The sequence below is a fragment of the Paracoccus sp. S4493 genome, from assembly GCF_000967735.1.
Lineage (GTDB): Bacteria > Pseudomonadota > Alphaproteobacteria > Rhodobacterales > Rhodobacteraceae > Paracoccus > Paracoccus marcusii.
In genome coordinates this window covers 17,105-33,254 of sequence record NZ_JXYF01000034.1, presented here as the reverse complement: position 1 = coordinate 33,254, position 16,150 = coordinate 17,105, and the positions used below count along the sequence as shown (strand labels likewise).

The window sequence follows — 16,150 nt, the reverse complement described above, 5'->3', positions numbered from 1 at the left end:
GGGGCAGTGTTCACAGTTTGTGCAGCAAGCGCAAGGCGCTGTCAGAGATCGAGGCCCATCATGAAGGCGACCACGCCGCCCGCATAATCCCCGCGATGCACGGTCGAACTGTCGGACCGCGCGAACCAGTCCATCAGCGATGCCCTGTCCCGGTCCGAGAAACGCATCCGCCAATCCTGAAAGCGCCGGTGATCCAAAGCGCCCTGGTCCAGAATCTCGAAATCGCGATGACGGTCGTCGTCCATCAGCGACGCCACCACCTTCCGCAGGCCGTCGGCCGGTCCCTCCAGCCACTGGAAGAACAGGCCGTCCTCGTGGTGCAGGCATCCGGTCAGGCCGAGCGACTGGTTGCGATGGCGCGCGGTGCGCAGGATGTCCTGCATGGCCGAGCCGTCCAGACCGGCACGCGCGGTGCTGCGGTAGAGGACAAAGCCCAGGCCCTGCAGGTCGTCCAGATCACTGGTCAAGGAAGGACCGCAGCTTTCTGCTCCGCGACGGATGCTTCAGCTTGCGCAGCGCCTTGGCCTCGATCTGGCGGATGCGTTCGCGGGTTACGCTGAACTGCTGGCCGACCTCCTCCAGGGTGTGGTCGGTGTTCATGCCGATGCCGAAGCGCATGCGCAGCACCCGTTCCTCGCGGGGCGTCAGGCTTGCCAGGACGCGGGTCGTGGTCTCCTTGAGGTTCTCCTGGATGGCGCTGTCCAGCGGCAGGACGGCGTTCTTGTCCTCGATGAAATCGCCAAGCTGGCTGTCCTCCTCGTCCCCGATCGGGGTCTCGAGGCTGATCGGCTCCTTGGCGATCTTCATCACCTTGCGGACCTTCTCCAGCGGCATCTGCAGCTTCTCGGCCAGTTCCTCGGGGGTCGGTTCGCGACCGATCTCGTGCAGCATCTGGCGGCCGGTGCGGACCAGCTTGTTGATCGTCTCGATCATGTGGACCGGGATGCGGATCGTGCGCGCCTGATCCGCGATGGACCGGGTGATCGCCTGACGGATCCACCAGGTCGCATAGGTCGAGAACTTGTAGCCGCGGCGGTATTCGAACTTGTCCACGGCCTTCATCAGGCCGATGTTGCCCTCCTGGATCAGGTCCAGGAACTGCAGGCCGCGGTTCGTGTATTTCTTGGCGATCGAGATGACCAGGCGCAGGTTGGCCTCGACCATCTCCTTCTTGGCCTGACGGGCCTCCTTCTCGCCGCGCTGGACCTGGCTGACGATCCGGCGGAATTCCTCGATGTCGACACCGACATACTGGCCGACCTCGGCCATGTCGCCGCGCAGACGCTCGACCTGGTCGCGCGACCGGTCGAACAGCGCCTGCCAGCCGCGCCCGGCCTGCGCGGACATGCGGTCCACCCAGTTCGGGTCCAGCTCGCTGCCGCGATAGGCGTCGATGAATTCGCGGCGGTTGATGCGGGCCGCGTCGGCCAGCTTGACCATGCCGCTGTCGATGGTGACGATCCGGCGGTTGATGCCGTAAAGCTGATCGACAAGCGCCTCGATCCGGCCGCTGTTCAGGTGCAGCGAGTTCACCAGGACGACGATTTCCGACCGCAGGTTCTGATAGTCGCTCTCGGCACTGGCCGAGAAGCTGTTGTCCTCGTTCAGCGTCGCGGACATGCGCTGGTCCTGCATGTCGGCCAGCCCCTCGTAGTGATGGGCGATGGCTTCCAGCGTCTCCAGGACCTTGGGCTTGAGGCTTGCCTCCATCGCGGCCAACGACAGGTTGGCGCCCTCGTCCTCGTCCTCGTCATCCTCGACGCGCAGGGGGTTGCCGTCGGCGTCGAATTCCTCGCGCTTGGTCGCGGCAGGGCTGGCCTCGCCCTCGACGGTCAGTTCGACCTCCTCGGCCTCCTCGTCGTCCATGGACTGGCCGAAGGTGGTCTCGAGATCGATGACGTCGCGCAGCAGGATCTCTTCGTCCAGAAGCTCCTCGCGCCAAAGCGTGATGGCCTTGAACGTCAGCGGGCTCTCGCACAGGCCCGCGATCATGGTGTTGCGCCCCGCCTCGATCCGCTTGGCGATGGCGATCTCGCCCTCGCGGGAGAGCAGCTCGACCGATCCCATCTCGCGCAGGTACATGCGGACGGGGTCGTCGGTGCGGTCCAGCTTTTCGGTCTCGCTGGCCGACACGGCAAGTTCGCGCGACCCGGACCCGGTGGTGACGATGGCCCCGCCCTCCGACTCCTCGGCGGCGTCGTCGTCCTCGATGACGTTGATGCCCATTTCGGACAGCATCGACATGACGTCCTCGATCTGCTCGCTGCTGACCTGCTCGGGCGGCAGGACGGCGTTCAGCTGGTCGTAGGTGATGTAGCCACGCTCGCGTGCCTCGGCGATCATCTTCTTGACCGCCGCCTGGCTCATGTCCAACGTATGGGCATTGTCGTCCTTGTCGGTCTTGTCGTGGTCATCGTCCTTGGCGGCCATCCAGGGCTCCTTCTCGGCGAGATCGTGGGCGGGTGATTCGCATGTGCGTGCGAATCGTCGCAAAGTTGCTTCGGTTCTAACGTGCTTCCCGGCCGAATCAAAGGCCGGGCGCGCTGATGATTCGCAACCCCCGGGGGTTGCGAATCGCGGTCACCGCCGGGGCGGCTTGCGCCAGATCTGGCCCGACAGCCAATCCGACAATTGCGCCGACATGGCGTCGCGATCCTCGTTCATGTCGCCCGACGTCTCCATCTCGGGGTTCTCGGCCCGGTGGCGGGCGCGGGTTATCTGGCTGATCCGCCATGTCAGTCCCTCATCGGCCTCTCCCTGGATCTCGGATTCGGCGCGGGGCAGTTCGTGCGTCGTGGCGCGCGCGACCTCGATGCGGTCCAGAAGGTCCAGCAGCATCGTCACGGCGCCGTCGTCGTCCTTCCGTTCGATGATTGCGGGCGTCAGGCCCAGATGGGCGTCGCGGCGCAGGGTTTCAAGGCCGCGCCGCCCGGCCGGGCTGTCGGTATGGGTCAGCAGATCATGAAGCAGCGCCGCGCGGTCCGGGTCGCGCGGCAGCACGCGTTCAAGACGCGCCTCGACATGCGCCACGACTGAAGGGCGCAACGCACAGATCAGCAGGGCGGCGCCTTCCAGCGTCCCCTCTCCCTGTTCCGGGACGTTGATCCCCACCGGCAGGGACGGCGCCCGCGGGGCCATCGAGGCCCCTTGGCGCCGGGCCGGGCCACGCCCGGCCGCGCCCCCCCGCGGGGTGGTCTTGCGGGCGCCACCGCCGAAGAGCTCCCACTGCTTGCGCCGGATATCCTCGGAGTACAGCGCGCGGGTGCGTTCATCGGGGATGCGGGCAACAGCCTCGGCCAGGCGGCGATCCAGGGCCGCCTTGCGTTCGGGGCTGTCGAAGACCTGCCCCTGCGTCTCGCGCCCCCAGAGCAGATCCAGCATGGGCCGTGCCTGATCCAGCAGCACCCCCATCGCGCCCGGGCCGGATGCCTTGATCAGATCGTCGGGATCCTGCCCCGCGGGCAAAATGACAAAGCGCAGTGCCTGTCCGGGTCCGGTCAGCGGCAACGCCAGGTCGATCAGCCGCTGCGCCGCGCGCTGGCCCGCCGCATCGCCGTCCAGCGCGATCACCGGTTCGGGCGAGACGCGCCACATCAGGCGCAGCTGCTCCTCGGTGATGGCGGTGCCCAGGGGAGCCACCGCCCCCTCGAACCCCGCGCGGGCCAAGGCGATCACGTCCATGTAGCCTTCGGCCACGACCAGCCGCTGACCCTTGGCGACCGCGCTGCGCGCAGGGCCAAGGTTATACAGGTTGCGCCCCTTGTCGAAAAGCGGCGTTTCCGGGCTGTTGAGGTATTTCGCCCGCGCGTTCGGGTCCATCGCCCGGCCGCCAAAGCCGATGCAGCGGCCCTGTCCGTCGCGGATCGGAAAGATGATGCGCCCCCGGAACCGGTCATAGGCCGCGCCGCCGCCTTCGGGCCGGGCGGACATGCCGGCCTCGACGATCTGATCCTCGGCAAAGCCCTTGTCGCGCAGGGCCGCGGTCAGGGCGGTGCGGTGATCGGGGGCAAAGCCGATCTCGAACCGGTCCAGTGCGGCGGCGTCCAGGCCGCGGCGGTCCAGGTAATCGCGCGCATCCGCCGCGGCGCCGGTCTGCAACTGCAGGCGGAACCAGCGGCAGGCGGCCTCGGTCACCTCCAGCAGCCGCGTCCGCCTGTCGGTCTTTTCGCGGGCACGGGGGTCGGGTTCGGGCATGATTAGCCCGGCCTCGGCGGCCAAGAGCTTGACCGCCTCGATGAACTCCATCCCGTCGTGGTCGCGCAGGAAACCGATGGCGTCGCCCTTGGCCTGACAGCCGAAGCAGTAATAATAGCCCTTCTGGTCGTCGCAGTGAAAGCTGGCGGACTTTTCCTGGTGGAAGGGGCACGGTGCCCACCAGTCGCCGCGCGCCTGGTTCGACTTGCGCAGATCCCACGTGACCTTCTTGCCGATCACCCGGCTGATCGGGACGCGGTTGCGAATCTCGTCAAGGAAACCGGGGGGCAGGGACATGGGCGCGATTATCCGGCATGGCGCGGGGGGCAGCAAGCGCCTTCAGGCACCCACCGCGCCGCGGGCCAGCCCCCAATAGATCTGGGCGATGCGGCCCCTGTCCAGGCGCCCGCCTTCGCGGTACCAGTTCGTCACCCCGGTCAGCATCGCGATCAGGGCCAGCGTGGTCAGCTTGGGATCCTCGATCCGCATGGAGCGGGAGGCGACCCCGTCGCGCAGGATCCGTTCCAACGCGGCCTCGTACCGGCCCCGCAGCGCCGCGATGCGGGCGAAATTGTCGGGCGTCAGGTTGCGCAGCTCCATGTAGGACAGGAACACCGCGTCGCTGTGATCCAGGCTGAAATCGATGTGGAACCGCACGAAGCGTTCCAGCCGCGCCAGCGGCCCGGCCGCCGGATCGTCCGACCAGGCGTCCAGCAGCTCCTGCATGTGGCTTTCCAGCAGGTCGGCCAGCAGCGCCTGCTTGTCGGGCGTATAGGCGTAGAGCGCGCCGGCCTGCACGCCCACGGCAGCCGCGATCTGGCGCATCGACACGGCGGCATAGCCCTGCCGCGCGAACAGGCGGCGGGCCTTGTCGCGGATCAGGGGGCCGGTGATTTCGGCGCGGGAACCGGTGGTGCGGGCCATGGCCCCGTGTCTAGCGCGCGGCCACGGCCGAGGGAAGGCGTTGCCGGGCGCCCCCGGCCCGCGTATCGTCGCCGCCATGAGACACGCTCTGATCCTTGCGCTGACGCTGGCCGCCTGCACCGCCGACGGGGACTATCCCCGCCTGCTGCCGACGGAACAGGCGCTGGCCGAACCCGCCCTGCCCGCCCATGCGACCGCGGCCCGCACCGACCCCGCACCGCTGGAGGATGCGACCGCCGCCCGTGCAGCCGCCCTGCAGGCGCGGGCCGATGCGCTGCGCGGCCCGGTGGTCGATCCGGGCCTGCGGGGACGCGCGGGCGGGTGATTGCCAGGGGCCCGCGCAACTGGTAATAAGTTTTGACCAGTTCGCGAAAGGCCATGCCATGCCCGTCATCACCTGCATCGACGATCTCAAGCGGATGCACCGCGCCCGCACGCCCAAGATGTTCTACGATTACGCGGAATCGGGCAGCTATACCGAACAGACCTTTCGCGACAACACGACCGATTTCGCGCGGCTGAAGCTGCGCCAGAAGGTCGCCGTGGACATGTCCGACCGCCGCCTGTCGCGGCAGATGGCGGGTCAGGCGGTGACCATGCCGGTGGCGCTGGCTCCGGTCGGCATGACAGGCATGCAGCATGCCGACGGAGAGATCCACGCCGCCCGCGCGGCCGAGAAGTTCGGCGTGCCGTTCTGTCTGTCCACCATGTCGATCTGTTCGATCGAGGACGTGGCCGCGCATACGACCGCGCCCTTCATGTTCCAGCTGTACGTGATGAAGGACCAGGATTTCGTGGCCGCCATCATCGAACGCGCCAAGGCCGCCAACTGCAGCGCGCTGGTCCTGACGCTGGACCTGCAGATCCTGGGCCAGCGGCACAAGGACCTGAAGAACGGCCTGTCCGCGCCACCCAAGATGACCCTGCCCACGGTGCTGGACCTGTCCACCCGCTGGCGGTGGGGCATGGGCATGCTGAGGACCAAGCGCCGCTTCTTCGGCAATATCGTGGGTCATGCCAAGGGCGTGGGCGACACCTCCAGCCTGATGAGCTGGACGGCGGAGCAGTTCGACGAGCGCCTGGACTGGGACAAGATCGCCAGGATCCGCGACATGTGGGGTGGCAAGCTGATCCTGAAGGGCATCCTGGACCCCGAAGACGCCCGCATGGCCGCCGATTTCGGCGCGGACGCGATCATCGTCAGCAACCATGGCGGGCGACAGCTGGACGGCGCCCTGTCGTCGATCCGGATGCTGCCCCATATCGTCAAGGCGGTGGGCGACCGGGTCGAGGTCCACATGGACAGCGGCATCCGGTCGGGTCAGGACGTGCTCAAGGCGCTGGCGCTTGGCGCGCACGGCACCTGGATCGGACGGGCCTGGCTGCACGGGCTGGGCGCGATGGGAGAGGCCGGCGTGACCCGCGCGCTGGAGATCATCCGCAAGGAGCTGGACATCAGCATGGCGCTGTGCGGCGAACGCGACCTGGACAATATCGGGCCCGAGCATCTGCTGATCCCGCGCGACTTCCTGGACGAATACCAGATCGGCCAGCCGGCCTAGAACAGGCGCGACAACCAGCGGTGGCGTCGGCCCGCAAGGCTGACGCCCCAGACCAGCAGGAACGGCAAGGCGATCCCCAGGACCGCCGTGACGCCGGGATGGTCCACCCCCAATTTCGGCAGCCCCTGCAGCACGATCACGTGCAGAACATAGATCCCCGCCGCCGCCCGCCCCAAGGGCAGCGTCGTCTCGGGCATCCGCAGCCGCATGACCAGCAGGAGCAGCGCCGGACACAGGATCAGGTGGCCGACCGGGATCTCCAGCAGCGGCTCCTCTCCGATGCGGCGCAGCCAGTACAGGCTTTCGCCGATGGTCAGGGCCAGCCCCCCCGCGACCATCGCCCACAGAAGAGCCGTCGACAGGCGCGGCGGATGCACGGCCATCAACCAGCCCATCACCAGATAGAGATAGAGGTAGAAGGGGCCGTTGCGATAATGTTCGACGGGCATCTCGGACAGGCCGGTCATACGCGCGTATTGCAGCGCAACCCCCACCAGCCCCAGCACGACCGCCGACGCGACCACGGCCCCCGATCCCAGCAGCCGCATCGCACCCAGGATCACGCCGGAGATCGCCAGCCCCTCCAGAAACCACAGGTGCATGAAGCCAAGCGTCAGTTCGGTCGCGGTCAGGCCAAGGGGCCGGTTCGTGTAATAGGGCCACAGGAACAGCAGATAGACCACCGACCAGACGGCATAGAGCACCAGCAGATGCCCCACCCAATCCGACAGCCGCGCCCGCCGCAGCACCGATGCCAGGAAATACCCCGCGATCAGCGTGAAGACTGGCACCGCGACGCGCAGCACGCTGTTGCCCGTGGCCAGCGCGACCAGGCCCGCATCGCCCCAGCTCCGGAAAGTCTCTCGGGCAAGGCCCGAATGCGCGACGACCACGAAGGCGGCCAGCACCACCCGCAGATAGTCCACCGACATCAGCCGCGCCTGCGTCTTGTCCACCGCTGCCCCCAAGCCCCGCCCACGCCTTGCGCACAGGCCCTGTCGGCCCATAGGGCCGGGGGGACCGGCAAGTCAATTCACCTGCGCGCATGCGTCGCGCGGCGTGGCATTTCTGACTTCACATCCGGGCCTATCTGCGCTAAGGGCACCGCTTGGCGCCACGCACCCTTGGAGGGTGGCGTCTTCAATCATGGTTAAGGATTAAGAAAATGGCCAAAGAGATTCCGAATCTGGTGGCCGAGGCACGCGCGGGGTCAGGCAAGGGGGCCGCCCGCCAGACCCGCCGCGAAGGCAAGGTGCCCGGTATCGTGTATGGCGACGGCAAAGAGCCCGTCTCGATCGCGTTCGACTTCAACAAGCTGCTGACCACGCTGCGCGCCGGCCGCTTCATGTCCACGCTGTGGAACCTGCAGGTCGAGGGCCAGGACGATGTCCGCGTCATCTGCCGCGGCGTCCAGCGCGACGTCGTCAAGGATCTGCCGATCCACATCGACTTCATGCGCCTGCGCCGCACGTCCAAGGTGAACCTGTTCATTCCGGTCGAGTTCATCAACGAGGACAAGTGCCCCGGCCTCAAGCGCGGCGGCACCCTGGTCACCGTGCGTCCCGAGGTCGAGCTGGTCGTGACCGCGGGTGACATCCCCGATCACCTGACCGTGGACCTGGAAGGCCGCCAGATCGGTGACACCATCCACATCAGCGACGTCACGCTGCCGAACGGCGCCAAGGCGACGATCGACCGTGACTTCGTGATCGCGAACCTGGCTGCACCGTCGGCGCTGCGCGCCGAGGATGATGCAGAGGACGGCGACGCCGCCGAGGCAGCCGCCGAGGCCTGATCCCGCGCGGATCGGTCGCATGACCCTGGGGGCGGTGCCGACGGCGCCGCCCCTTTCCATTCCGCCACGGCCTTGCTAGCCCACCTGTCAAGGAGACACGCATGGAACCCGTCCACATCATCGGTGCCGGCCTTGCCGGATCGGAAGCCGCCTGGCAGATCACCCGGATGGGCGTGCCCGTCGTGCTGCACGAAATGCGCCCGCAGGTCGAAACCTTTGCCCACAAGACCGGCGACTGCGCCGAGATGGTCTGTTCGAACAGCTTCCGGTCCGATGACGACGTGATGAACGCCGTCGGCCAGCTGCACTGGGAGATGCGAGCCGCCGGCGGTCTGATCATGGAGATGGCTGGCCGCCACCGCCTGCCCGCGGGCGGCGCGCTGGCCGTGGACCGCGAGGCCTTTTCGGCCGCCGTCACCGCCGCGCTTCAGGCAGAGCCGCTGATCACCATCGTTCCCGGAGAGATCACCGAACTGCCCGGCACCGGCAACTGGATCGTGGCGACGGGGCCGCTGACCTCGGACGCGCTGGCCGGGGCGATCCGCGGCGTGACGGGGACGGACGCGCTGGCCTTCTTCGACGCCATCGCGCCCATCGTGCATGCCGACACGATCGACATGTCGATCGCCTGGGAGCAGTCGCGCTATGACAAGGGCGAGACGGAGGCCGAGCAGAAGGCCTATATCAACTGCCCGATGAACCGCGACGAATACGAGGCCTTCATCGACGCACTTCTGGCCGCCGACAAGACCGAGTTCCACGAGGGCGAGACCGCGGGCTATTTCGATGGCTGCCTGCCCATCGAGGTCATGGCCGAACGCGGCCGCGAGACCCTGCGCCACGGTCCGATGAAGCCCGTGGGCCTGACCAATGCCCACAAGCCTCAGGAAAAGGCCTATGCCGTGGTCCAGCTGCGCCGCGACAACGCGCTGGGCACGCTGTACAATATCGTGGGCTTTCAGACCAAGATGAAATACGGCGCGCAGACCCAGGTGTTCCGGATGATCCCTGGCCTGCAGAATGCCGGCTTTGCCCGGCTTGGCGGCATCCACCGCAACAGTTTCCTGAACTCCCCGACGCTGCTGGACGACCGCATGCGCCTGCGCCTGGCGCCGAACCTGCGCTTTGCCGGGCAGGTCACCGGGGTCGAGGGATACGTCGAAAGCGCCGCGATGGGGCTGCTGGCGGGGCGGATGGCCGCAGCCCAGGCCCTGGGGCGCGATCTGGCGCCGCCGCCCTTCACCACCGCGATGGGCGCGCTGGTCAACCACATCACCGGCGGGGCCGAGGCCAAGACCTTCCAGCCGATGAACGTGAACTTTGGCCTGTTCCCGCCCCTGCCCGACAGCCGGTCGGGTCGCCGCGGCCGCAAGGACCGCTATCCCGCCTACACGCAGCGCGCCAAGGACGATTTCAACGCATGGCTGGCCGCCCAGTAACACGGTTCGCGCCGTCGCCCACGGGGCTGCTGCACCTGGGCCATGCGTTTTCGGCCCTGACCGCGGCGGCGCAGGGGGATTTCCACCTGCGGATCGAGGATATCGACCGCGACCGCTGTCGCCCGGAATACGAGGCCGCGATCTTTGAAGACCTGGCTTGGCTGGGCCTGGACTGGCCGCAGCCGGTCATGCGCCAGTCCGACCGCATGCCGGCCTATCAGGACACGCTGGCGCGGCTGGCGCCACTGACCTATCCCTGCCGCTGCCGCCGGGGCGATATTCGCGTGGCGCTGTCCGCCCCGCAGGAGGGCGCCCTGCCCGCCGGGCCGGATGGCCTGATCTATCCGGGCACCTGCCGCCACCGCGACCTGCGCGATGCCGGCCCCGACGATGTGATCCGGCTGGACGCCGGTCGCGCCTTCGACGCGCTTGGGCTGGACAGCATCGGGTTCACGGATCAGGGCCAGAGCCACGTCCTGAACCGTCAGCAGTTCCTTGCGGGCATCGGCGACGTGGTCCTGTCGCGACGGGGGATGGGCACGTCCTATCATCTGGCGGTTGTCGTGGACGACGCGGCACAGGGGATCACGCTGGTGACGCGGGGGATGGACCTGTTCGCGTCGACCCATATCCACGTGCTGCTGCAGCACCTGCTGGACCTGCCGACGCCGGCTTATCTTCACCACCGGCTGATCCGCGACACGGGGGGGCGGCGGCTGGCGAAACGCGACGATGCCCGCGCGATCCGCCAGTACCGGGCGGACGGAGCGTCCCCGGACGACATCCGCCGCATGGTCGGGCTTTAGACCATCGGTTCGGTCAGCACGACCTCGGCCCCGTCCCGGATGCCGGTGTAAAAGCAGCTGCGCCGGTTCGTGTGGCAGGCGGGCCCGGTCTGGTCGACCAGCACCAGCAGACAGTCGCGGTCGCAGTCGACGCGCATCTCGACCAGCGCCTGGACGTGGCCCGAGCTTTCGCCCTTGATCCAGAACGACGACCGCGACCGCGACCAATAGGTCACGCGCCCGGTCTCCAGCGTCCGGGCCACGGCGTCGGCGTTCATCCAGGCCATCATCAGCACCTCGCCCGAGGCGGCGTCCTGCGCGATGGCGGGGATCAGGCCGGCCGCGTCATATTTCAGGCTGAGGGGGTCGAACATCGGGTTTCCTTTCGGCATGGCCGTCCCTATCTACTCATCGACCCGCGCTGATGAAACCCCAAGGGATGACGCATGGCCGAAACCGATCTGATGCAGCTTTACTCGCGACGCATCCTCGCGCTGACGACCGCCATCCCCCATCAGGGCCGGCTGGACGACGCACAGGCGAGCGTCCAGCGCCGGTCGCCGCAATGCGGATCGTCCGTGACTGTGCACCTGTCGATGGCCGATGGCCGCATCAGCGATTTCGCGCAGGAGGTGCGGGCCTGCGCCCTGGGTCAGGCTTCGGCATCCGTGCTGGGGCAGGCGGTGATCGGCATGGACCGGGCAGGCATCGTTCAGGCGCGCGATCAGTTGCGCGCGATGCTGACCCAGGATGCACCCGCCCCCGGCGCGCCCTTTTCCGACCTCGAGGCGCTGACGCCCGCGCGCGCCTATCCCAACCGCCATCCGTCGATCCTGCTGGCCTGGGACGCCACGCTGGAGGCGCTGGACAAGGCATCCGCATGAAAAGGGCCGGCCCCCTGCGGGGCCGGCCAGGTGCGCGAGCTTTGGGGACGGATGGCGCACAGGCGGGGCGCCATCCCTGCGTCGCGGGGCAGTCGGTCAGACCTGCAGCATGGCGGGCAGCCACAGCAGGACAATGGTGGTCAGGCTGAGCGCGGCGGCCCCGATCAGGTCGATGGCGGTGTCTTTGGTCATGACGGCAACTCCTCTCTGTTGCCTCTTTGTTCTCATGTTCTCTTGATTCGGTAAAGAACTTTTTAAGAACATTCGGCCTTGTCAGCCGACTTGGATCAGTCGAATCGCCTGATCCTGCTGCATCAGCCACATCAGCAGCCGCAGCGCCTGCCCCCGCGGGGTCTCCAGTGTGGGATCGCGTTCCAGCAGCGACCGTGCGTCCTGGCGCGCCACGGCCATCAGCCCGGCTTGGTGTTCCAGGTCCGCGATGCGGAACCGCGGCAGACCCGACTGCGCGGTGCCGATCACATCGCCCGCGCCCCGCATCTCAAGGTCGACCTCCGCGATGCGGAACCCGTCCTCGGTGTCGCGCAGGGTGGTCAGACGGCGGGCGCCGGTCTCGTTTAAGGGCCCATGATACATCAGCAGACAGGTCGAGGCCCCTGCCCCGCGCCCGACCCGACCCCGCAGCTGGTGCAGCTGCGCCAGACCAAAGCTTTCGGCGCGTTCGATCACCATGATCGTGGCTTGGGGCACGTCCACGCCCACCTCGATCACGGTGGTGGCAACCAACAGCTGCGCTGTACCGTCGGCGAAATCGGCCATTGCCGCGTCGCGTTGGTCGGGGGGCATCTGGCCGTGGATCAGCCGCACCCTGTCGCCGAAGATCGCGCGCAGATGCGTGAACCGCGCCTCTGCCGCGGTCAGATCGGTGACCTCGCTCTCCTCGACCAGGGGGCAGACCCAATAGGCGCGCGCGCCCTGCGCCATCGCGGCGCGCAGGCGTTCGGTGACCTGGTCCAGCCGCGTGTCCGCGATCATCACCGTGGTGATGGGCTGGCGTCCGGGCGGCTTTTCGTCCAGCACCGACAGGTCCAGATCGCCATATTGCGACAAAGCCAGCGACCGGGGAATGGGCGTCGCGGTCATGATCAGCATGTCGGGCGGCACGTCGCCCTTGGCGGACAGCTCCAGCCGTTGGGCCACACCGAAGCGGTGCTGTTCGTCGATGATGGCCAGGCGCAGGTCGTGGAAGGTCACGTCCTTCTGGAACACCGCATGGGTGCCGACCAGGATGTCGATGGTGCCGTCCGCCAGATCGGTCAGGATCTGCCCGCGCAGGTCGCGCTTGTCGCGCCCGGTCAGCGCCGCCAGCCGCACCCCCGCCGCACGCGCCAGCGGCTCCAGCGCGCGGGCATGCTGGCGGGCCAGGATCTCGGTGGGCGCCATCAGCACGGCCTGTCCCCCGGCCTCGACCGCAACCAGGGCGGCCATCAGCGCGACCAGCGTCTTGCCCGCGCCGACATCGCCCTGCAGCAGGCGGTTCATGCGGCGCGCACTGGCCATGTCATCGGCGATCTCGGCGATCGCGCGGGTCTGAGCGCCCGTGGGCGGCCAAGGCAGGCTTTGCAGCACCCGCGCGCGCAGGGCGCCGTCACCCGCACTGGCCCGCCCCTTCAGCCGCCGCTTGTCCCGCCGCACCAATGCCAAGGTCATCTGATGGGCCAGAAATTCGTCATAGGCCAGCCGCGCCCGCGCCGGGCTGTCGGGCGACAGCGCGCCGGGCGATTGCGGCGCATGCGCCTGGTGCAGCGCATCGGCAAAGGAGGGCCAGCCGCGCTGCGCGATCAGCTGCGGGTCGATCCATTCCTCGACCGGGGGCAGCCGGGTCAGCGCGGCATCGACCGCCTTGGCCATGCCCTTCTGCGTCAGCCCCGCCGACAGGGGATAGACGGGCTCGAAGCTGGGCGGCAGCGCCTCGCCATCCGCCAGGATGTGGTCGGGATGCACCATCTGGGCCAACCCGTCGAACAGTTCCAGCTTGCCGCTAAGGATGCGGCGCGCGCCCACGGGCAGCTGGCTTTCGATCCAGTTGTCGCGCGGACGGAAGAACACCAGCGTCAGGTCGCCCTCTCCGTCGGTGCAATGCACCCGGAACGGGCGGCCGCGGACCTGGGGCGGATGGTGGCGCGTGACGGTCACCGTGATCGTCACGATCTCGGGCGCGCGGGCGTCGGCGATGCGCGCGATGCGGCGGCGGGTGATGCCGCTGGCCGGCAGCGTCAGGACCAGGTCGCGCGGCTTGTCGATGCCCATCTGCTCCAGCGCGGCGCGCCCCTTGGGGCCGATGCCGGGCAGCGTGTCGATGGCCGCAAACAGCGGGAACAGCGCGGGCGGGCGGCCCTTGGGCGCGGTCATCCGACCCCCGCGATGCGCAGCCATTCGTCCTCGTCGATGACGGTGACGCCCAGGGCCTCGGCCTTGGCGGCCTTGGACCCCGCCCCGGGCCCCGCGATCAGCAGGTCGGTCTTGGCGCTGACGGACCCCGCGACCTTGGCCCCCATCGCCTCGGCCCGCGCCTTGGCCTCGGCGCGGGTCATCCGCTCCAGCGTACCGGTGAAGACCAGCGTCTTGCCGGAAATCTCGGTCTGCACCGCGTTAGCGGTATCCACCGGCCGGATGTCCAGAAGGGTCGCCAGCCGGTCGATGCTGGCGCGTTCTGTCGGCTGCGCGAATGTCGTCACCAGCGAATCGACCAGCACCGCGCCGATGCCGTCGATGCCGGTCAGCTCGGCCCAGTTCGGGCTGTCGGCCAACGCCACGCGACGGGCCTTGTCGTCCGGGGCGGCAAAGGCGGGCTCCCGTGCCGCCCCGTCGATGGCGGCGATCAAGGCAGGCCAGTCGTGGAAATGCCGGGCCAGGGTCGCGGCCGCGACCTCGCCCACATGGCGGATGCCCAAGGCAAAGATCAGCCGGGCCATGGGGATCGAACGGCGATCCTCGATCGCGGCGAACAGCTTTTCGGCCGAGCGTTCGCCGAACCCCTCGCGGTTCTTCAGCTTGGTAAAGTTCCGGGCATCGCGATCGGCCAGGGTGAAGATGTCGGCGGGCTCGCGGATGGGCAGCTGATCGTCTGCGAAGAACATCTCGATCTGCTTGGCGCCCAGCCCGTCGATGTCGAAGGCCGCGCGGCTGACGAAATGCTTCAGCTTCTCCACCGCCTGCGCGGGGCAGATCAGGCCGCCGGTACAGCGGCGCACGCTGTCGCCCGGCTCGCGGATCGCCTCGGACCCGCATTCGGGGCAGTGCGACGGAAAGACATAGGGCACGCTGTCCGCCGGCCTGCGCGACAGGTCGACATCGGCGATCTTGGGGATCACGTCGCCGGCGCGATAGATCTTGACCCAGTCCCCCTCGCGGATGTCGCGACCGTCGCGGATGGGCGCGCCAGAGTTGTCCCGCCCGGCGATGTAATCCTCGTTGTGCAGCGTCGCGTTGGACACGACCACGCCGCCCACGGTCACGGGTTCCAGCCGCGCGACGGGGGACAGGGCGCCCGTGCGTCCGACCTGGATCTCGATCCGCTCCAGCCGGGTCCAGGCGGTCTCGGCCGGAAACTTGTGCGCCAAGGCCCATCGGGGCGTGGTGGACCGAAAGCCAAGCCGTCCCTGGAACGCAAGGTCGTTCACCTTGTAGACCACGCCGTCGATGTCATAGCCCAGGGTGGCGCGCTGCTGTTCGATCTCGGCCCAGGTGGCGATCATCTGCGCGGTGTCGGTGCACAGGCGCGTCAGCGGATTGGTTTGGAACCCCAGAGCGGCCAACCGCTCCACGGAGGCCATCTGCGTCGGCGCCAGCGGTTCGGACAGCTGCCCCCAGCCATAGGCGAAGAAGCGCAGCGGCCGGCGCGCGGTCACCGCCGGGTCGATCTGGCGCAGCGATCCCGCGGCCGCGTTGCGCGGATTGGCAAAGACCCGCCCCGCATCGTTCAGCGCCGCAAAGTCGTCATGCCCCATGTAGACCTCGCCGCGCACCTCAAGGATGGCGGGGACGTCACCCTCCAGTTGGTGGGGGATGTCGGAAATCGTGCGGGCGTTCGCGGTCACGTTCTCTCCCACCACGCCATCGCCGCGGGTCGCGGCATGGACCAGCACGCCGTCTTCATAGCGCAGCGACAGGGACAGGCCGTCGATCTTCGGCTCGGCCGTCACCTCCAGGGGCATGTCGGGGGCAAGGCCCAGAAAGCTGCGGACGCGGGTGGTGAAGTCGGCGACGTCGCCCTCGGTGAAGGCATTGCCCAACGACATCATGCGTTGCGCGTGGACGATCTTGCCGAAGCCCTCGGCCGGGGCGGCGCCGACCTTGCCGGTCGGGCTGTCGGGCAGCGCCAGATCGGGAAAGTCCCGCTCCAGCGCCGCCAGCTGCGCCTTGAGCGCGTCGTATTCAGCGTCCGATATCTGCGGTGCGTCCTCGGCGTGATAGGCCTTGTTCGCGGCGGCGACCCGCGCCGCCAGATCCGCGATGCGGTCCGCGGCCTGACCGCGATCCATCTTCCGGTCCGGTTGCCCCACCGACTTGTCCTTCGCCATCGCCGCCCCCATCATCCGCATCCGGC

At 68.3% G+C, this 16,150-nt stretch carries 14 protein-coding genes; 6 read left to right on the top strand and 8 right to left on the bottom strand.

Going from position 1 to position 16,150, the window contains the following annotated elements:
• Nucleotides 1-41 precede the first annotated feature (41 nt).
• The 4 genes from TW83_RS06965 to TW83_RS06950 all read right to left on the bottom strand — a co-directional run bounded on the left by TW83_RS06965 (nt 42) and on the right by TW83_RS06950 (nt 5,118).
• Complete coding sequence (locus tag TW83_RS06965) at nt 42-467, bottom strand: BLUF domain-containing protein (RefSeq protein ID WP_052714688.1); 426 nt, start codon at nt 465-467, stop codon at nt 42-44.
• Nucleotides 457-2,430: an RNA polymerase sigma factor RpoD gene (gene rpoD, locus TW83_RS06960; protein ID WP_045982048.1), complete on the bottom strand. Its 1,974-nt coding sequence runs from the start codon at nt 2,428-2,430 to the stop codon at nt 457-459. Before rpoD ends, TW83_RS06965 begins: the two co-directional genes overlap by 11 nt.
• A 150-nt stretch (nt 2,431-2,580) precedes the next feature.
• Entirely contained in the window at nt 2,581-4,491 is a 1,911-nt protein-coding gene (gene dnaG / locus TW83_RS06955; RefSeq protein ID WP_045982047.1) for a DNA primase, read from the bottom strand.
• A 42-nt stretch (nt 4,492-4,533) separates the two neighbouring features.
• Nucleotides 4,534-5,118, bottom strand: a complete 585-nt coding sequence (locus tag TW83_RS06950) for a TetR/AcrR family transcriptional regulator (protein ID WP_045982046.1) — start codon at nt 5,116-5,118, stop codon at nt 4,534-4,536.
• Between the two features lie 76 nt (nt 5,119-5,194).
• Between TW83_RS06950 and TW83_RS06945 the strand changes: the two genes are divergently transcribed.
• Together TW83_RS06945 and TW83_RS06940 are read left to right on the top strand one after the other, a co-directional pair.
• Nucleotides 5,195-5,443, top strand: a complete 249-nt coding sequence (locus TW83_RS06945) for a hypothetical protein (protein ID WP_052714686.1) — start codon at nt 5,195-5,197, stop codon at nt 5,441-5,443.
• A 58-nt stretch (nt 5,444-5,501) separates the two neighbouring features.
• Nucleotides 5,502-6,680, top strand: coding sequence for an alpha-hydroxy acid oxidase (locus TW83_RS06940; RefSeq protein WP_045982045.1), 1,179 nt, complete (start codon nt 5,502-5,504; stop codon nt 6,678-6,680).
• Here the strand turns inward: TW83_RS06940 and TW83_RS06935 are convergent.
• A complete protein-coding gene (locus TW83_RS06935; protein ID WP_045982044.1) occupies nt 6,677-7,636 on the bottom strand; it encodes an acyltransferase family protein in 960 nt (319 codons plus the stop codon). The genes TW83_RS06940 and TW83_RS06935 overlap by 4 nt on opposite strands.
• Nucleotides 7,637-7,845: 209 nt before the next feature.
• Here TW83_RS06935 and TW83_RS06930 point away from each other — a divergent pair, with 209 nt between their 5' ends.
• From TW83_RS06930 to gluQRS, 3 genes are all read left to right on the top strand, one after another.
• Nucleotides 7,846-8,475 carry a 50S ribosomal protein L25/general stress protein Ctc gene (locus TW83_RS06930; protein ID WP_045982043.1) on the top strand — a complete coding sequence of 210 codons (630 nt, stop codon included), beginning with the start codon at nt 7,846-7,848 and terminating at the stop codon, nt 8,473-8,475.
• A gap of 101 nt (nt 8,476-8,576) precedes the next feature.
• Nucleotides 8,577-9,914: a methylenetetrahydrofolate--tRNA-(uracil(54)-C(5))-methyltransferase (FADH(2)-oxidizing) TrmFO gene (gene trmFO / locus TW83_RS06925; protein WP_045982042.1), complete on the top strand. Its 1,338-nt coding sequence runs from the start codon at nt 8,577-8,579 to the stop codon at nt 9,912-9,914.
• A complete protein-coding gene (gluQRS, locus tag TW83_RS06920) occupies nt 9,896-10,720 on the top strand; it encodes a tRNA glutamyl-Q(34) synthetase GluQRS (RefSeq protein WP_045982041.1) in 825 nt (274 codons plus the stop codon). The genes trmFO and gluQRS overlap by 19 nt, the downstream gene beginning before the upstream one ends.
• Here gluQRS and hisI read toward each other — a convergent pair.
• Complete coding sequence (gene hisI / locus TW83_RS06915) at nt 10,717-11,073, bottom strand: phosphoribosyl-AMP cyclohydrolase (protein WP_127898056.1); 357 nt, start codon at nt 11,071-11,073, stop codon at nt 10,717-10,719. The genes gluQRS and hisI overlap by 4 nt on opposite strands.
• Nucleotides 11,074-11,145: 72 nt before the next feature.
• Here hisI and TW83_RS06910 point away from each other — a divergent pair, with 72 nt between their 5' ends.
• Entirely contained in the window at nt 11,146-11,583 is a 438-nt protein-coding gene (locus TW83_RS06910; RefSeq protein ID WP_045982039.1) for an iron-sulfur cluster assembly scaffold protein, read from the top strand.
• 273 nt (nt 11,584-11,856) lie between these two features.
• Here TW83_RS06910 and recG read toward each other — a convergent pair whose 3' ends face one another.
• The gene (recG, locus tag TW83_RS06905; RefSeq protein ID WP_239441300.1) at nt 11,857-13,977 is read right to left on the bottom strand and encodes an ATP-dependent DNA helicase RecG; all 2,121 of its coding nucleotides are present in this window, start codon (nt 13,975-13,977) and stop codon (nt 11,857-11,859) included.
• On the bottom strand, nt 13,950-16,085 hold the full coding sequence (gene ligA / locus TW83_RS06900) for an NAD-dependent DNA ligase LigA (RefSeq protein ID WP_045982063.1): 2,136 nt from the start codon (nt 16,083-16,085) through the stop codon (nt 13,950-13,952). Before ligA ends, recG begins: the two co-directional genes overlap by 28 nt.
• Between the last annotated feature and the right edge of the window lie 65 nt (nt 16,086-16,150).

What these genes read in the sequence shown, in the direction of transcription:
- trmFO (WP_045982042.1), top strand. Translation starts at nt 8,577, where the DNA reads ATGGAACCCGTCCACATCATCGGTGCCGGCCTTGCCGGATCGGAAGCC.
- recG (WP_239441300.1), bottom strand. Translation starts at nt 13,977, where the DNA reads ATGGCTGCGCATCGCGGGGGTCGGATGACCGCGCCCAAGGGCCGCCCG.
- hisI (WP_127898056.1), bottom strand. Translation starts at nt 11,073, where the DNA reads ATGTTCGACCCCCTCAGCCTGAAATATGACGCGGCCGGCCTGATCCCC.
- TW83_RS06910 (WP_045982039.1), top strand. Translation starts at nt 11,146, where the DNA reads ATGGCCGAAACCGATCTGATGCAGCTTTACTCGCGACGCATCCTCGCG.
- TW83_RS06950 (WP_045982046.1), bottom strand. Translation starts at nt 5,118, where the DNA reads ATGGCCCGCACCACCGGTTCCCGCGCCGAAATCACCGGCCCCCTGATC.
- TW83_RS06940 (WP_045982045.1), top strand. Translation starts at nt 5,502, where the DNA reads ATGCCCGTCATCACCTGCATCGACGATCTCAAGCGGATGCACCGCGCC.
- gluQRS (WP_045982041.1), top strand. Translation starts at nt 9,896, where the DNA reads ATGGCTGGCCGCCCAGTAACACGGTTCGCGCCGTCGCCCACGGGGCTG.
- TW83_RS06930 (WP_045982043.1), top strand. Translation starts at nt 7,846, where the DNA reads ATGGCCAAAGAGATTCCGAATCTGGTGGCCGAGGCACGCGCGGGGTCA.
- rpoD (WP_045982048.1), bottom strand. Translation starts at nt 2,430, where the DNA reads ATGGCCGCCAAGGACGATGACCACGACAAGACCGACAAGGACGACAAT.
- dnaG (WP_045982047.1), bottom strand. Translation starts at nt 4,491, where the DNA reads ATGTCCCTGCCCCCCGGTTTCCTTGACGAGATTCGCAACCGCGTCCCG.
- ligA (WP_045982063.1), bottom strand. Translation starts at nt 16,085, where the DNA reads ATGGATCGCGGTCAGGCCGCGGACCGCATCGCGGATCTGGCGGCGCGG.
- TW83_RS06945 (WP_052714686.1), top strand. Translation starts at nt 5,195, where the DNA reads ATGAGACACGCTCTGATCCTTGCGCTGACGCTGGCCGCCTGCACCGCC.